The 16,097-nt window shown below is 53.0% G+C and carries 10 protein-coding genes; 4 read left to right on the plus strand and 6 right to left on the minus strand.

Annotation, left to right across the window (positions count from 1 at the left end):
• Nucleotides 1–74: 74 nt before the first annotated feature.
• Nucleotides 75–293 (minus strand): DUF433 domain-containing protein, encoded by a 219-nt coding sequence (locus ABD931_RS14625; protein ID WP_345268337.1) that lies wholly within the window; start codon nt 291–293, stop codon nt 75–77.
• A gap of 14 nt (nt 294–307) precedes the next feature.
• Nucleotides 308–1,795 (minus strand): M20/M25/M40 family metallo-hydrolase, encoded by a 1,488-nt coding sequence (locus ABD931_RS14630; RefSeq protein ID WP_345268339.1) that lies wholly within the window; start codon nt 1,793–1,795, stop codon nt 308–310.
• A gap of 191 nt (nt 1,796–1,986) precedes the next feature.
• Between ABD931_RS14630 and ABD931_RS14635 the strand changes: the two genes are divergently transcribed.
• A complete protein-coding gene (locus tag ABD931_RS14635) occupies nt 1,987–4,092 on the plus strand; it encodes a S9 family peptidase (protein WP_345268341.1) in 2,106 nt (701 codons plus the stop codon).
• 91 nt (nt 4,093–4,183) lie between these two features.
• Here ABD931_RS14635 and ABD931_RS14640 read toward each other — a convergent pair whose 3' ends face one another.
• The 3 genes from ABD931_RS14640 to ABD931_RS14650 form a co-directional block, all read right to left on the minus strand.
• Nucleotides 4,184–6,253: a S9 family peptidase gene (locus ABD931_RS14640; RefSeq protein ID WP_345268343.1), complete on the minus strand. Its 2,070-nt coding sequence runs from the start codon at nt 6,251–6,253 to the stop codon at nt 4,184–4,186.
• 108 nt (nt 6,254–6,361) lie between these two features.
• Nucleotides 6,362–7,309 (minus strand): hypothetical protein, encoded by a 948-nt coding sequence (locus ABD931_RS14645; RefSeq protein ID WP_345268345.1) that lies wholly within the window; start codon nt 7,307–7,309, stop codon nt 6,362–6,364.
• A gap of 75 nt (nt 7,310–7,384) precedes the next feature.
• Nucleotides 7,385–7,651 carry a hypothetical protein gene (locus ABD931_RS14650; RefSeq protein ID WP_345268347.1) on the minus strand — a complete coding sequence of 89 codons (267 nt, stop codon included), beginning with the start codon at nt 7,649–7,651 and terminating at the stop codon, nt 7,385–7,387.
• Between the two features lie 150 nt (nt 7,652–7,801).
• Between ABD931_RS14650 and ABD931_RS14655 the strand changes: the two genes are divergently transcribed.
• The gene (locus ABD931_RS14655; RefSeq protein WP_345268348.1) at nt 7,802–9,193 is read left to right on the plus strand and encodes a DUF2254 domain-containing protein; all 1,392 of its coding nucleotides are present in this window, start codon (nt 7,802–7,804) and stop codon (nt 9,191–9,193) included.
• Nucleotides 9,194–9,282: 89 nt separating this feature from the next.
• Nucleotides 9,283–11,928 (plus strand): cation-translocating P-type ATPase, encoded by a 2,646-nt coding sequence (locus ABD931_RS14660; RefSeq protein WP_345268350.1) that lies wholly within the window; start codon nt 9,283–9,285, stop codon nt 11,926–11,928.
• Between the two features lie 82 nt (nt 11,929–12,010).
• Here the strand turns inward: ABD931_RS14660 and ABD931_RS14665 are convergent, their stop codons facing one another.
• Nucleotides 12,011–14,224, minus strand: a complete 2,214-nt coding sequence (locus ABD931_RS14665) for a bifunctional alpha,alpha-trehalose-phosphate synthase (UDP-forming)/trehalose-phosphatase (RefSeq protein ID WP_345268352.1) — start codon at nt 14,222–14,224, stop codon at nt 12,011–12,013.
• A 254-nt stretch (nt 14,225–14,478) separates the two neighbouring features.
• Between ABD931_RS14665 and treF the strand changes: the two genes are divergently transcribed.
• Nucleotides 14,479–16,065 (plus strand): alpha,alpha-trehalase TreF, encoded by a 1,587-nt coding sequence (gene treF, locus ABD931_RS14670; protein WP_345268354.1) that lies wholly within the window; start codon nt 14,479–14,481, stop codon nt 16,063–16,065.
• Nucleotides 16,066–16,097 lie beyond the last annotated feature (32 nt).

A 16,097-nucleotide genomic window follows, 5' to 3' on the forward strand; every position in this document is an offset into this window, starting at 1 on the left:
ATGACGGAAAGGGTTCACAAAAATTAACCCCGGCTTAAAATGGCCGGGGCACTATTCGTACATCCAGCTTTTCGTCAAACAGTACCTTCATATTGGGCGGAAAAAGTCTGCAACAGCTTACCTGCTAATTCAATAATCTCCGCTTGTTTCCGGCTTACAGACGGATATCCTTCCAGGAAACTAGTTTCCAAATAGTCAGACAGCCTTTGCATAGAGACTCGGGTACCGGTAAAAACAGGCGTACCCCCCATGATCTCCGGGTCAACGGTAATCACTTGCTTAGCCGTTAACATACTTTTCTAAAGGGTTACTCTTTCCAGCGCCACTCATTCGCAATCTGCAACGGGGTGCGTAGGCCTTGTGTTACCAGAAAATCGCGGGTTTTGCTATCGTCCAGCCGCCGGGCCGGAATGTCGTCGGCATCGGCCAGGGCGTAGAGGACCATGGCGGAATAGCGAACGGTGTTCTTTAGCTGCTCTTTGTTCACCAGATTCATCTTGTCGCAGTTGGCGTGGTAGCAGTCCACCACCTCCTTCGGCAGGCTGCCGTTCATGCCCACTACGGGTATGCCTTCGATCATAAACGGCTGATGGTCGCTGTGCAGGCCCGCCTGATTGGCCATGTTGTTGGCAAATGCCGGCTCTACCTGCTGAATGGTTTCGCCCACCGTCCGGAAAAACGGCACCATTGCATCCCGGCCGAAGGCATTGATACCAGTGGGATTGTTGGTCATGTCGAGGTTCAGAATGTACCGTATTTTATCCAACTGTCCCTTGCTTTTCAGGTCTTCTACCATGCTGCGGGAGCCCAGCAGACCCTGCTCCTCACCCATGAACATAACAAACTCGATGGTCCGCTTGGGCTTCAGCTTCAGGGCTTTGAATGTCCGGGCAATGTCCAGCACTGAGAACGAGCCAATGCCGTTGTCAATAGCACCGGTAGCCAGGTCCCAGGTGTCGAGGTGACCGCCGATAATAATTTTCTCTTCAGGGTATTTAGAGCCTTTGAGGGTAGCCACAACGTTGCGGGCGCGGATTTTCCGGCTGGAATTGGTCATGTCGATGACCGCGTTGAGGTTTTTTTCTTCGCTCATCCACTTCCGCACTTCCTGACCGCTCTCCAGTGAGATACAGACCGACGGAATCGGAATAAGCTTGCCAGTTACCGACGCCGTTCCCGTCAGCAGGACATCGCCCGGCACCAGGTTAACCATAATAACGCCGATGGCCCCGTACTGAATCGCCAAAGCCGTTTTCTCAGAGCGGTGCAGGTTACGGGCCCCTTTGGTGGGAGCTGCCAGGCCGATGTTAACCAGGGCTATTTTCCCCTTCAGTTTGTCTTTTACGGCGGCAAAATCGCCCTCCAGGCCGTTACCCACATCCACAATATCACCGGCCACGTGGGCCTCTACGGGTGAATGGGCCAGCGTCACCACCGGCACGTCGCGGAAGTTATCGCTCTTGCGGGGAACCACCGATAGCGCTACCGTGCCGCGCATCCAGGATTCTACTTCAAAAGGTTCATAGCGAACGTCTTTGAAGCCGTACGTCTTCAGCAGGTCGTGAGTGTAGGCTTCGGCACGGCTGCCGTTGGTGCTGCCGGTCAGCCGGTGACCGATGGTAGCCGAGGCATCGTCCAGCGTTTCGTAGGCCCGGCTGTTTTCGAGTACTTCCCTGTTGATGCGGGCAAATGTCTTCTCCAGCGAGGGCTTGGCGACATTGACATCTTCCGGGTAAAAGGCCGTTAAGGATAAAGCGCCGACAGAGAACAGAACAACGTAAATTCGTTTGGTCATAGATGATGCGGAACTCATCAATTTTTTTTAAAAATACGAAAAAGATAGAATTTTTGGGTGTTGCTGTTTAGACTCCTTTTTAAGCGGAAGCGTTTACCCGAACAAAGATTTTTTTTTGCTACCCCAATGGCTGTATTGGAGCGATCAGATGCCCGACGGTATCCGCAAAACGCAACTATAGCCAACGAATTATGAAAAATAGTAGTTTTACCCTCATCACCACGCTGACTTTTTACAGCATGACACAAGCCCAGACACCGCCCATTGCCCAACAGAAACCCAAAGAATTAACGATTCACGGCCACACCCGCACCGATAATTACTACTGGCTGAACGACCGTGAAAACCCCGAGGTCATCAATTACCTCAACGCCGAGAATGCATACCTCGAACAGGTATTGGCACCGGTTAAAAACCTGCGGGAGAAGCTGTTTGAGGAAATGAAAGGCCGAATTAAACAGCAGGATGAGTCGGTGCCGTACAAAGAAGGCAGTTACTATTACTACACCCGCTTTATCGAAGGCGGTGAATATCCGTTGTACTGCCGGAAGAAAGGCTCGCTGGAAGCTGCTGAAGAGGTTATGCTCGACGAGAATGAGCTGGCAAAAGGCCATTCCTACTATGACGCGGGTGGTCTGGAAGTCTCCGATAACGAAGAACTGGTGGCTTTTGGCGAAGATACCGTGAGCCGGCGGCTGTATACGCTGCGCATCAAAAATCTGAAAACCGGCGAGATATACCCCGATGCTATCTCAGACACCGAAGGGGGCAATTACGCCTGGGCTACCGACAACAAAACTTTGTTTTACATCCGGAAAGACCCACAGACCCTGCTGGGCTACCAGGTTTGGCGGCATGTACTCGGCACCGATCCAAAGCAGGATGTGCTAGTGTACGAAGAAAAAGACAACCAGTTCTACATGGGTCTTTACCGGTCGAAATCGAAGAAGTTTATCCATATCGTCTCCGACCAGAACGGCGTGGCTACCGAGTACCAGATGCTGGAAGCCAATAATTCAACCGGCTCCTTTCGCACCTTTTTGCCTCGCCGGCACGGTCACGAATACGATGTGCTGCATGTGGGTGAAAAGTTCTACATCCGCACCAACTGGCACGCCGAGAACTTCCGGCTAATGGAGGTGCCCGAAGACAAAACTGCCGACCGCAACGCCTGGAAAGAAGTCATTGCCCACCGGCCCGATGTGTACCTGCAGCAGATGGACATCTTCACGAACCACCTGGTGCTGGGCGAGCGCAAAGAGGGCCTGATGCACCTGCGCATTATCAACCAGAACGACCAAAGCGAACACTACCTGAACTTCGGCGAACCGGCGTATGTGGCCGCCATCGGCTACAATCCGGAATTCAACACCAACGTGCTGCGCTTCGGCTACTCCTCGCTGACCACACCCAACTCCACGTACGACTACAATATGGATACGCGGGAGCGGACGCTGATGAAGCAGCAGGAAGTCCTCGGAGGGTTCAACTCAGCCAATTACGTATCGGAGCGGGTATACGCCACCGCCCGCGACGGGGTGAAGATTCCCATCTCGCTGGTATACCGCAAGGGAACACCCAAAGACGGTTCGGCACCGCTGCTGCAATACGCCTACGGCTCGTACGGTATTTCAATGGACCCGGCCTTTAGCTCTACCCGGCTGAGCCTGCTCGATCGGGGGTTTATCTTTGCCATCGCGCATATTCGCGGGGGGCAGGAGATGGGCCGCCGGTGGTACGAAGACGGTAAAATGCTGAAGAAAAAGAACACCTTCACCGACTTCATCGACTGCTCCGAGTTCCTGATTCGGCAGAAATATACTACTCAGGAGAAGCTGTTTGCTATGGGCGGCAGTGCGGGTGGCCTGCTGATGGGGGCCGTTGCCAACCTGCGCCCCGACTTGTACCGGGGCATTGTTGCCTCCGTGCCGTTTGTGGACGTGGTCACCACGATGCTCGATGAAAATATTCCGCTGACGACCGGCGAGTTTGAGGAATGGGGCAATCCAAAGCAGAAGCAATACTATGACTATATGCTCTCCTACTCCCCGTACGACAATGTGGAGAAAAAAGCCTATCCCAACATGCTGGTCATGACCGGCCTCCACGACTCGCAGGTGCAGTACTGGGAGCCGGCCAAATGGGTCGCCAAACTGCGAACCATGAAAACCGACAACAACCAGTTATTGCTGCACACCAATATGGAAGCGGGGCATGGCGGGGCCTCCGGTCGTTTCCAGGCGCTGAAGGAGATTGCGCTGGAGTATGCGTTTATGTTGAATCTGGTGGAGAAATAGAACGTGGATGACGCGGATTGGGCGAATTTACGTGAATACATTTCAAAAATAAAGCTGCGTAAATCCGCGTCATCCGCGTTCTATGAGAGAGTTATTTACTCGCAATCGGCCGGGGGGGTATGTCGCCAAACACGTACTTGCCGAACCAGTCCCAGTTATGCCACATGGCTGCCAGGCGTTCTTTAGGTTTAGTAATACCGTGACCGAATCCTTTATACACCACCAGCCGAGCCGGCACGCCAACATCCTGAAGGCCCTGGAGCAGTTCATAGGCATTCGCAATAGGAACCCGCCGGTCGAACTCGCCATGTTGAATGAGCGTGGGAGTCCTGGCATTCCGAATAGTGGTCATCGGGCTGGTTTTCCGGTAAATCTCCATATCCTGCCAGGGAGTGGCTTTCAGGTACTGGCGGGTAAACGGATGAATGTCTGTGTTTACGTAGTACGTCATCCAGTTAGAAATACCGGCCCCAACCGAAATGGCTTTAAACCGACTGGTATTGGTGGTGAGGAACGCCGAAATATACCCGCCCTGGCTCCAGCCCATGCAACCCATGCGGTTCGGGTCAATGATGCCCTGTTTCTCCAGGTACTCGACACCTGCCAAGACATCCCACATATCACCCACGCCCAGGTTCCGCACGTTCAGCGACCGGAACTTCTCGCCGTAACCCGCCGAGCCCCGGTAGTTCGGGCGCAGCACCAGGGCCCCTTTCTCCAGCCACTGCAATACCGGATACACCGATCCGGGTACCGGGGTAGGCAGGTCAATACCCGTGGGCCCGCCGTGAATCATCACCAGCAGCGGGTACTTCTTCGACGGATCGTAGTTTTTCGGCTTGTGCAGTACGCCCTCTATCTCGGCACCGTCTTTACTCTTCCAGCGAATGACCTCACTCAAGGCCGTATTCCAGCCATCAATCTGTTTCGTCATACTTGTTAGCTGAACGGGGCTGAAGCGGGCAACTGGTGATTTGAAGATTTCAGATAGGGTAGTAGCCGACGAGGCCGAATAGGCAATCTGCTTCCCGTCTTTAGAGAAGGTATAACCACCTACCAGGTCCGGGTTTGTCGTAAGTTTGCCGGCTACACCCGTAGCCGGATCGAGCCGGTACAGATAGCGGTTGGTTTTCTGGAAAGCCGAAAAGAAGATGCCTTCAGGTGTCCAGATCAAGCCCCCTATATTCTCATCAAAATCTTTCGCCAGTTGGACGGGCTGCGCTGTGCCTGAAACAGCTAAGCGGAAGACCCGGTTGTTTTTGTAGAAGTATGAGGTAGAATCATCGGCGCTGGTGGTGAACAGAATCGTCTTTGAGTCCGGCGACCAGGCGGCAAAGAAATCACCCAACGGATTTTTCACGATAGTCATCGCTTTTTTCGTGGCTACGTCCAACACGGCAACATCCGAATTTTTTGAGCTATTAATTAATGGGTTGGGCTGGAAGCTATACGCTATCTTCGTGCCGTCAGGTGACCAGTCAAATGCCGTAATCGTAAACGTTCCCTCTGTTAACCGTGTCGGTTTGGGCAAAGACAGGCAATCTTTGGCTTTGGTAGAATCAGCTGAGTCGTAGCAGGGCAGTTCGGTCAGAGCCGGATTCATATCGGGTTTTACCTCCACCAGCCAGAGATGCGACAGGTCGAACTCTTCATCATCGGCGGCCCAGCTTCCGAGTCGCTCTTTACGCTTTTTCTGATCCTTAGGCTCCGGGTCGTTTTTCAGGAAAGCAATTTTTACACCGTCGGGAGCCCATTCAAACGCACTGATGCTCTCTGCTTCTTTAGTAACAGGCTGGGCCTCCCCGCCCCGGGCACGGATTATAAAAATCTGCGTTTTGTCGCCCCGGTCAGCCAGAAAGGCAATCCACTTACCATCGGGCGACCATTTGGGCGAGGTACTGCTGCCTTTGGCTGTCCGGGTAAGCTGAAACGGCTCGTCTCCAGCGCGTGCCAGCCAGATTTCAGTATCGTAGGTATTCTCCTGCCAATCCGCAGCCGTTACGGTGTAGGCTACATGCTGCCCATCGGGCGAGATAACCGGATTACCGGCCTGGCGCAGAGACAAGAAAGCCTCAAAACTGGTAATAGCCCCCTGCTGTGCGTTGGCAACCAGCGAAAGGCAGAGGCCGGCAAGGACCAGACATGTAGAGATTCGTAGCATATATTTATAATCGTGGCGTTTGTCGATTTATCGTTTATCTCAGGCAACTTATACCGGCATAAGCCCTCAACAGCCGCCCGAAAGAGCCCCTGTTATTGCCTGGTGCGCTCACCGAAGCGTCAGCGTATGCGACAGGCTCAGGCCAAAGTAGCTTACGGGATTGGTAGAAATCGACTCCGTAGGGTATAGTTTTACCGGAAAGACAAGGTTATACATAGTCCCCACACGAACAGTACCTAACGTAAACCGCAGGGGTACCGACAGCGTATAACACATTAAACCAAAGTAAGATTGCTGGGCTATAGCATTATTGGCGGGAGGGACAGGCGGCTGCGCCACAGGGCCGGAACCCTTGCTCTTACCATTGCCTTTACCGCTGTTGGCGTTTCCGTTGGCTTTCTGCTTACTGTTGTTGGCAATGGCCTGCAGGCGAGGATTGTCATCAGTCAACATACTGACCGGACGAAGCTGCTCAAAAGAAATCTGATCGCCCCCAAAGGTAGCGCTGAGAGTAGGGTTCAGGGAGATGCGATCGAAGATCCCCACATTCTTCCAGCTCATATAATACGATATTCGCGGCCGCACCCGGTGCGCTGTTTCGTTGCCGAACAGGAAGGTATAATCAAGGCCAGCCATCCAGTTACCCCAGTCGTAGCTACCCGACAGATACGCATTGTACGGAAATAGGGCCGGGAATTCAGCATCGGTCTGGGTGTAAAATGACCGGCTCAAATCAACCGATAGCAGCAGGTTATCGCTGACATTATGCATATAGCCAACCGATAAGGCCGTTAACTCATAAAGCGGCTGACTCTGGCTAAAATAATAGCCGGTTACGTCAACATTAATGCCTGACTTATGGTAGTACGTGATTCCGGGCGTTATCATGTACTGATTAATACCAAAGTCGCGCCCGGCAAACAAAGTCCGGTTGGCATAACCCAACCGCGTGACCACTGTCGACTGCTCCAGGGTATCGGCCACCGTCATTTGCCCCAGCGTCAGACCCGGCATAGCTGCTGCCCATAAGCCGAAAAATAGCGTAGCATGTTTCATAAAAGTCCGAAACAGGAATAAACAAATTGGGCAAACCAGTGATGGCTTGCCCCGAAACGATAGCAAAATATCGGATTAACCGCCCTTTTTGTCATGACCACGGTGCTGACCGCGGTTATCCTTGTTCTTTTCTTTGAGTTCCTTTACACGCTCGCTGTTATCATCCTGTTTGGCTTTCATCTCTGCTTTATGCCTTTCGCGCCATTCAGCTTTTTGCTCACGAGTCATACCGTTTTTGCGATGTTCGGCACTCTTGCCTTTTGGATCATCCTGTTTTATTGAAGCTACCGCGGCCATGGATATCATTAGCGCAATGGCTAAAACTACTGATCTGATTTTCATAGTCTAACAGTCCATTAATGGTTGATTTTCTTTCTTTTGCACGAACAGTAAATGTACATAAAAAAGATTTTATTGTAATCAAGCAATCAGAAATTTAATCCCTGGCTCTATTTTGGTGGTTAAAGAGCAAACCAGGCACGGGCAACGCATATGATCGTCAGCAGTATACACAAACTAAAAAGCCTATGGCTAACTATCCAAACCAGCTTATGGTTTGTACCAACTGTTATGGTAAGTACGGCCATTATCCTGGCCATTACGTTTATTGAGATCGACAGTTGGGCGTCCGATGATTTTCTAAGGCAATATCCCCGGTTGTTTGGTGCCGGTGCGGATGGCTCACGGGGTATGCTGACTGCCATTGCCACCTCGATGATAACCGTTGCCGGTCTAACCTTCTCGTTAACGATCACTACCCTGGCTCTGGCATCCAACCAGTATACGTCGAGAATTCTTCGAAACTTCATGAATAACCGGATAAATCAGCTTGTACTCGGCTTTTTTGTTGGGTTGTTTACCTATTGTCTGGTGGTCTTAAGGACCATACGAGGGGGCAATGAGGATACGTTTATTCCTTCACTCAGTGTCTTATTCGGGCTTGTGCTGGCCATTATCGGCATTGGGGTACTCATCTACTTTATTCATCACATCGCTTTATCCATTCAGGCCTCCTACATTATTTCACTGGCCGCCGATGAGACGATCAGTGCCGTACATCGCCTGTTTCCTCAGGATGTGGGAAAAGAAGCTCCTCACGAGAAAACCCTGGACGTTCTTCAGGAGCTTGCCCACCAGCCTCGGCAGCTAATTCCGGCCAAAGCCTCCGGCTATATCCAGTCTATTGATGAAGACGCACTTTTTGAGTTCGCCCACAGCCACGATGTGGTACTAAAAATGGAAAAAGCCATCGGGGAGTTTACTGTTCAGGACACCCCACTGGTTGCCCTGATAGGTAGTTATGAGGTCAGTGATTCGAATATCAGCACCATCAACCAGGCATTTACCATCAGCCGCTACCGCACCATCAATCAGGATGCCGCTTTTGGTATTCGTCAACTGGTCGATATTGCCCTGAAAGCCTTGTCGCCCGGCGTAAATGACACAACCACGGCTATTTTAAGTATTGATTACCTCAGTGTCATACTGGCTCAGCTCGCTCAACGGCGTATTGAAAAACCATTTCGTACCGACGAATCAAAAAATCCCAAAGTCTTTCTGGTGGCGAAAATGCTGACGTTTGAGACATTTGTGAAAGGGGCCTTTGACCAGATCCGCGACAATGCAGCCGGCAATACCGCCGTGCTGGTCCGGCTCCTGAAAGCCATTGCGACCATAGCCTCCCAAACGGCAAACGCCGGTCGCCTGGAAACGCTCCTGAATCAGGCTATACTGGTGGCGAAACTGGCCGACCGCTCCGTTGAGGATGCCTACAACCGGAACCTGATCCGGCTGCAGTTCACCGAAACGCTGCAGCAGCTAAGTGCTGAAGAATTTCTGGCGATTCTCCCCTTATCATCCTCCCAACCGGAAACATCTAATTGATTTCTAATATTTTAGCCTTCCTCAGGACCAAACCTTTTGTCAGTAAGCAGGTTCATTTGTTACCATCCACTCGACAAAACTCTTGATGTATGAAGGACGTATTGGACCAGGACTGGCATACCGCCGACATGGCTGAGGTGCTCAAACTCAGCGACGAGAAGACAGGCCTGAGCAGTAGCGAAGTACAAAAGCGCCGGGACGAATTTGGCACCAACACCATTCCGACCGGCAAAAAAATATCGCTTTTTGACATTATATGGCATCAGTTTAAAAGCCCCCTGATCTATGTTCTGATTGCGGCCGGTATCTTATCGCTGGTTGTGGGCGAATACCTGGACGCAGGCTTTGTCGGCCTGATACTGCTGGTCAACGCCGGCCTGGGGGCGTTTCAGGAGTGGCGGGCCGAAACCGGTGCGCAGAGTCTGCAGGAGATGATCAAGCTGAAGGCGCGGGTCAAACGCGATGGCGAATGGCTGGAGGTAAATGCCGAAGAACTGGTGCCCGGCGACCTGATCAGCCTGGAGTCGGGCGCTCAGGTACCCGCCGATGCCCGGCTGATCGGCATCAACAACCTGCAGGTTGAAGAAGCGATGCTGACCGGCGAATCCCTGCCCGTCCAGAAAACCATTGAACCCGGTAAAGAAGAAACCGCCAACGCCGGCGATAAAACCAATCTGGTCTATGCCGGTACAACCGTGCTTACGGGACGTGGTACGGCCGTGGTTATTGCCACCGGCCTGAAAACTGAAATTGGAAAAATTGCGCACTCCCTTACCGAAAACAGCGGCACCCAGACCCCCCTGATTGAGCGGATGGAACGCTTTGCGCGGATGGTGAGCCTGCTGGTGCTGATTGCGGCTGCATTGCTGGGCGTTATCGGCTGGGTACGGGGTATGGATATGACCGAAATCCTGTTTATAGCCGTAGCTATGGCCGTATCGGCTATTCCGGAGGGCTTGCCCATCGCCATGACGGTGGCCCTCTCTATCGGCTCGCAACGGATGGCCAAACGCAACGTCATTGTTCGCAAACTGTCGGCGGTAGAAGGGCTGGGAAGCTGCACCTACATCCTGAGTGATAAAACGGGAACGCTGACCGTTGACCAGCAGACCGCCCGGAAAATTTACCTGCCCGGCGGCCAGACGCTGGATGTGACCGGCCAGGGCTACAACGGCGACGGCGACATTGAAAACGCCGACCCTGCCGACGAAGCCCTGCAGCGCTTTCTGCGTATTGCCACGCTGGCCAACGAAGGCCGCCTGCGCCGGAAAGGAGATGACTGGGAACAGCAGGGCGATGCCGTCGATATAGCCCTGCTGGCATTGCCTTATAAACTTGGCACCTCGCCGGATGAGGTCCGGCAAAACACCGATATTCAGCGGGAGATTCCGTATGAGTCGGCCAACAAATACTCGGCGGTGTATTACCGGCGCAACAACCGGCTGGTGTTCGGTGCGAAGGGAGCCTTGGAGGTATTTGTTGATAAAGTGGCCGAAGAAGAGCGGGCAACCATTAACCAGGCCGCCGAAGAAATGGCCGCCGAGGGGTACCGGGTGCTGGCGATGGTGTACACCATCACAGATGATGACAAATCTGACCTGCCCGACTCACTGCACCTGGCGGGGCTCGTGGGCCTGATCGACCCCATCCGGCCGGAGGTAAAAGATGCCATCAACGAATGCCACCGGGCGGGCATCAAAATCGCTATGGTTACCGGCGATCACCCGCTGACGGCCCTCGCCATTGCCCGGGAGATTCACATTGGCGATTCAGAAGATAACCTGATCTCCGGTGCCGACCTGGCCAAAATAGAGGATGATGAAGCTAAACTGGCCGAAACACTGACCAACAAAACGGTATTTGCCCGCGTGAGCCCCGAGCAGAAACGCCTGCTGGTAAAAGCCTTTCAGGCCCGCAATGAATTTGTGGCCATTACCGGCGACGGCGTTAACGATGCCCCGGCCCTACGCCAGGCTAATATCGGCGTAGCGATGGGCAGCGGTACAGACGTTACCCGCGGAGCAGCCTCCATTGTGGTCAAAGATGACAATTTTGCGTCTATTGCCGCCGGGGTAGAAGAAGGTCGATTCAGCTACGACAACATCCGCAAGATCGTTTACCTGCTCATCGCCACTGGTATTGCCGAGGTGCTGCTGGTCATGCTCAGCACCATTTTTGGCCTGCCCAAACCCTTAACGGCCGTGCAACTGCTCTGGCTGAACGTGGTCACCAACGGTATTCAGGATGTGGCGCTGGCGTTTGAGAAAGGCGAGCCCGGTGCCATGCTCCGCAAGCCCCGCGACCCCAACGAGGGTATCTTCGACCGCCAGATGATTTCGCAAACTATGGTAGCAGGCCTGGTTATGACAATCGTGGTGTTCGGCCTGTGGGTAATGTGGATGAACGAAGGGCGGGACGAAGTAAGCTCTCGCAGCGATATTCTGCTGATTATGGTACTGCTGCAAAACTTCCACGTCTTCAACTGCCGGTCAGAAACAGAATCGACGTTCCGGGTGCCACTCAGCAACAACTATTTTCTGCTGGGCGGGGTGCTGCTGGCGCAGGGCGTTCACATTGCCGCCATGCATATTCCCATCACGCAGCGGCTGCTCGAAACCGAGCCGAACCCCATGAACGAATGGCTGCTCTTTTTCGGCTACGCTAGTGTTATTCTGGTGGTGATTGAAGTATATAAGTGGATTTTGCGACGCAACCGCACCCCCTACCTTGCCTAAAGGCCCTGCTCCCCAAAAACCAGCGGCTTTTGGGGAGCACAACTGAACAGTCTGCCTCAGGAAGAAACCGTTGAATGGCGCACTATAGCGCGGGGGTAGGGTTAACCTGCTCTGCCAGTTCTTTTAACAGCGCGAGTACCTGCGAAACATTTTCGACGCGGTGTCGGGCGTTGGTACTTCCCCGGCCAACTTTGATGGTGAAATGGTTTTTTAAGGTTAGGGCACAGAACATATCTTCGTCGGTACGGTCGTCGCCAATGGCAACCACCAGTTCGTAGGGATGCGCCAGGGCCAGTTGTCTGGCAACTTTGCCTTTATCGGTGTCTACGTTTTTGATTTCAACAACTTTGTTACCGTCCAGGACCCGGAGCTGGTAAGGCAGCAGGTGCTCCAGGGTGTGAATAAGCTCGCGGGAGCGGATGAAACCGGTATCGGGGTCGGCGTTCCGATAATGCCAGGCCAGCGAATAGTTTTTCTCCTCAATAAAGGCGTCCGGGCAGCGGCTCGCAAAATCATTTAAAAAGGGGCGGACCAGCGCTTTCCAGGAGTCATCGTCCAGCAGGTCGTTTCGCCAGACGCCCTCTTGTTTTAGATAAGCACCGTGTTCGGCCACCATATCAATAGGCAGATGACCCAGCCAGCTTTCGAGCGTTTCGTGGTCGCGACCGCTGATAACCACCACCGTATTGCCGGGTATGGAGGCCAGCTTCTGCAACACATCGATAACGTCGCTGGAAGGAGCCGCCAGTTCCGGCTTGGAGGCAAAGGCAGACAGCGTGCCATCGTAATCCAGCAAGAGCAAGCGGGATTGAGCCTCAGCAAATTGGTTCAGCAAGGTTTGTTTTCTGGCGGTTTTCAACTGCCGGGGTTGGCTTTTCTTCAGCGTCTCCTGGGTTTGGAGCAGGTCGTTCATAAAGCTGTTGGCCCACTTCTCCACATCGTACTTACTGATTCGCTGCTGCATAATGGCCATCCGGCGGGTCTGCTCGGCCGGCTCCATCTCCAGGGCCAGTTTCAGCTGTTCGGCCACCTCAAACTCATCCAGTGGGTTTATCAGCAGGGCCTCACCCAGCTCGTTGGCTGCGCCGGTCATTTCACTCAGTATCAATACGCCCTGCTGGTCTTTCCGGGAAGCTATAAACTCTTTCGCCACCAGGTTCATACCGTCCCGGATGGGTGTAATCAGGGCTACATCGCAGGCGGTGTAAAGCGCTATCAGTTGCGGAAAGGCCAGCGAAGCATACTGGTACATAATGGGTAGCCAGGTTAGCGTACCGTACTTGCCATTAATACGGCCAACGGCCTGCTCAATCATCTGCTTGCGCTCCCAGTACCGCTGAATCTCGTCACGCGAAGGCACCACTACCAGAATAAACACAATTTTACCCTGCCATTCAGGGTATTCCTGCAAAAAGGCATCAAGAGCGTCGAGCCGTTGCATCACGCCTTTCGTATAATCGAGCCGGTCGACGGAGAAAATGATTTTCTGATCCTTATAGGCCGATTTCAGTTCGATGCGCTCCCTGATTACCTCTTCATCGCTGTATGCATCGTTAAACATCGCGTAGTTGATGCCAATGGGATAGACGCCGGACTGAACCAGTCGCTCCTGGTACGCAATTTTCCACATCCGGTGCTGCATACCCAGAGCCAGTTGCACCGATTGCAAAAATTGGATGGTATAGTCGGTAGTGTGAAACCCCACCAGGTCGGCTCCCAGCAGACCACTCAGCAGGTAATTGCGGCACTTTCCAGGAAGCAACCGCAGCAGTTCGTAGGATGGAAACGGAATATGAAGAAAAAAACCAATGGTAGCAGCGGGATGCCGCTCCCGAATAAGTTGGGGCAGCGCCAGAAAATGGTAATCATGCACCCAGACAATATCATTGGGCTGAACCACCTCACCGACAACCGCAGACACGGCCTCGTTGGCTGCCTGATAAGCCTCCAGATAGCTATGCCGGTAGTCGACAAATGAGGGAAAATAGTGAAAGAGCGGCCAAAGTACGGAGTTGGCGAAGCCGTTGTAAAAGTCCTGATTTGTTTTTTTATCCAGAAAGACCGGCACATATTCGAAATCATCATCGGCAACCAGCTGCCGGTTTGTCTCCCAAAGGCGTTGGGTAAAATCGGCGCAGCCAACCCAGACGGGTTTCTGGGATGATCCGCTCAGATCCAGCGATTTTACTGCCGTTACCAGTCCCCCTGCCGAGGGCTTGACGGAAACCGTTCGATTTTCTGTTTTGAACGTAAAAGGCAGACGATACGAAATAATGACAAGTCGGTTATTCTTCATAACGTAAAGGTGTAGTGTGCTGTAAAGCTAAGCAACATTGGCTGTTGCGGGGGCTTCTTAATCAACCCATTAGGCGAAAAAGAGTTAGCAGGCTAATCGTTTTTTTCTGTTGTCAGAAAAATTGGCAACGGCTCTGCACTTCGTCTACATCGGCTATTTAATCGGCAGCACGCGCAAAATCAACCGGATTTGTATCAATCCATAACCCTACAGTTCAAAAATGGGTTCAGCAAGAAAACCATTCACTTTACGCTGTGACTCAGACACACCAACATCTGCTGACGTATATGCAGACCCTGGGCTTATTGCCGCCCGACCAGTTGTATGGCCTGCTCTTTCATGATGTGCAGATGCAGCCTGTTTTTACCGATTCAAAAACCTTTGCCGACTGCTTTCCCCGGCATTCACCGGAAGAGATTTTAAGCCATTATGAAATTGAAAAATGCCATGAAGGCTTTCAGCTGATTGACTTTATCCGGACCAATTTTGACATACCCGTAAAAGCCGGCAAAGATTTTACGGGCAATCCGGAACTGGCCACCGCCGATCATCTGCATCAAATGTGGGATGTACTCACGTTTGACGCTCAGCCCAACAGTTCGCTGCTGCCCGTACCAAACCGCTATATTGTGCCGGGAGGACGTTTTCGGGAGTTTTACTATTGGGATTCGTATTTTACCCTGCTCGGCCTGCGCGTATCCGGCAATACCGATCTGATCCGGTGTATTGTGGATAACTGCGCCTTTATGATCGACTTTTTCGGGCATGTGCCAAACGGCAACCGCAATTATTACCTGAGCCGCTCACAGCCGCCCTGCTTCGCCCTGATGCTCCGGCTGCTAACCGATATCGACGGATTCGATGTGTTGACCAAATACCTCCCGCACCTCCAGAAAGAGTACGTTTACTGGATGGATGGCCACTACCGGCTCGACGAAGCCGAGCCGGCCTTTCGCCGGGTTGTCCGGCTACCCGACGGCACAATCCTGAACCGATACTGGGATGACAACTCGGCTCCCCGTCCGGAATCGTACCGCGAAGATGTTGAACTGGCGCACGAAGGGGCACCGTACGGCATATTTCCCCAGGACCTGTACCGGCACATCCGGGCGGCCTGCGAATCGGGCTGGGATTTCAGCAGCCGGTGGTGTGCCGACCCCGATAAACTGGTGACCATCCACACCACCGATATTCTGCCGGTTGACCTTAACTGTCTGCTGTATTTCCTGGAAAAAATGCTGGCGATCGCCTACAGCCGCAGCCCCATGTCGGAAGCAACGGAACGCTTCCAGCGCATTGCCGAAGAACGGCGGCAGGCTATCTGTAACTATTTCTGGGACGAAAAGCGGGGTTTCTTTATGGATTACGACGCCAAAGCCGGGCAACCCACCAGCACCTGGTCCCTGGCGGGACTATACCCGTTGCTGTTCGGTATCGCTACCGACGAGCAGGCCCGTCGGGTTCATGAACATATCTGCCGGGATTTTCTGAAGACTGGGGGCCTGGTAACTACTCTTCACCAGTCTGGCCAGCAGTGGGATTCGCCCAACGGCTGGGCTCCGCTCCAGTGGATTGCCCACCAGGGCTTGCTCCGGTATGGCTACACCGAAACAGCCGCCGAAATCCGAAAACGCTGGCTGGCCCTGAACGATAAGGTTTTTAAGGAGACCGGTAAAATGATGGAGAAGTACAATGTTATTGACCCGGATGTGCCGGCGGGTGGCGGAGAGTATCCGAACCAGGACGGCTTCGGCTGGACGAACGGCGTGTATCTGTGCCTGCAAACAAATGATCAGCTGGTTGAGGGAGCGGATGTGGTGTTCGAAGAAAATACCCGGTAATTACGTCCGGCAACCTCCGATACGGCACTCAG

It is taken from the genome of Nibrella viscosa, from assembly GCF_039541875.1.
Taxonomy (GTDB): domain Bacteria; phylum Bacteroidota; class Bacteroidia; order Cytophagales; family Spirosomataceae; genus Nibrella; species Nibrella viscosa.

Coding starts and splice junctions, on each gene's coding strand:
- ABD931_RS14625 (WP_345268337.1), bottom strand. CDS start 293: ATGTTAACGGCTAAGCAAGTGATTACCGTTGACCCGGAGATCATGGGG.
- ABD931_RS14630 (WP_345268339.1), bottom strand. CDS start 1,795: ATGACCAAACGAATTTACGTTGTTCTGTTCTCTGTCGGCGCTTTATCC.
- ABD931_RS14635 (WP_345268341.1), top strand. CDS start 1,987: ATGAAAAATAGTAGTTTTACCCTCATCACCACGCTGACTTTTTACAGC.
- ABD931_RS14640 (WP_345268343.1), bottom strand. CDS start 6,253: ATGCTACGAATCTCTACATGTCTGGTCCTTGCCGGCCTCTGCCTTTCG.
- ABD931_RS14645 (WP_345268345.1), bottom strand. CDS start 7,309: ATGAAACATGCTACGCTATTTTTCGGCTTATGGGCAGCAGCTATGCCG.
- ABD931_RS14650 (WP_345268347.1), bottom strand. CDS start 7,651: ATGAAAATCAGATCAGTAGTTTTAGCCATTGCGCTAATGATATCCATG.
- ABD931_RS14655 (WP_345268348.1), top strand. CDS start 7,802: ATGATCGTCAGCAGTATACACAAACTAAAAAGCCTATGGCTAACTATC.
- ABD931_RS14660 (WP_345268350.1), top strand. CDS start 9,283: ATGAAGGACGTATTGGACCAGGACTGGCATACCGCCGACATGGCTGAG.
- ABD931_RS14665 (WP_345268352.1), bottom strand. CDS start 14,224: ATGAAGAATAACCGACTTGTCATTATTTCGTATCGTCTGCCTTTTACG.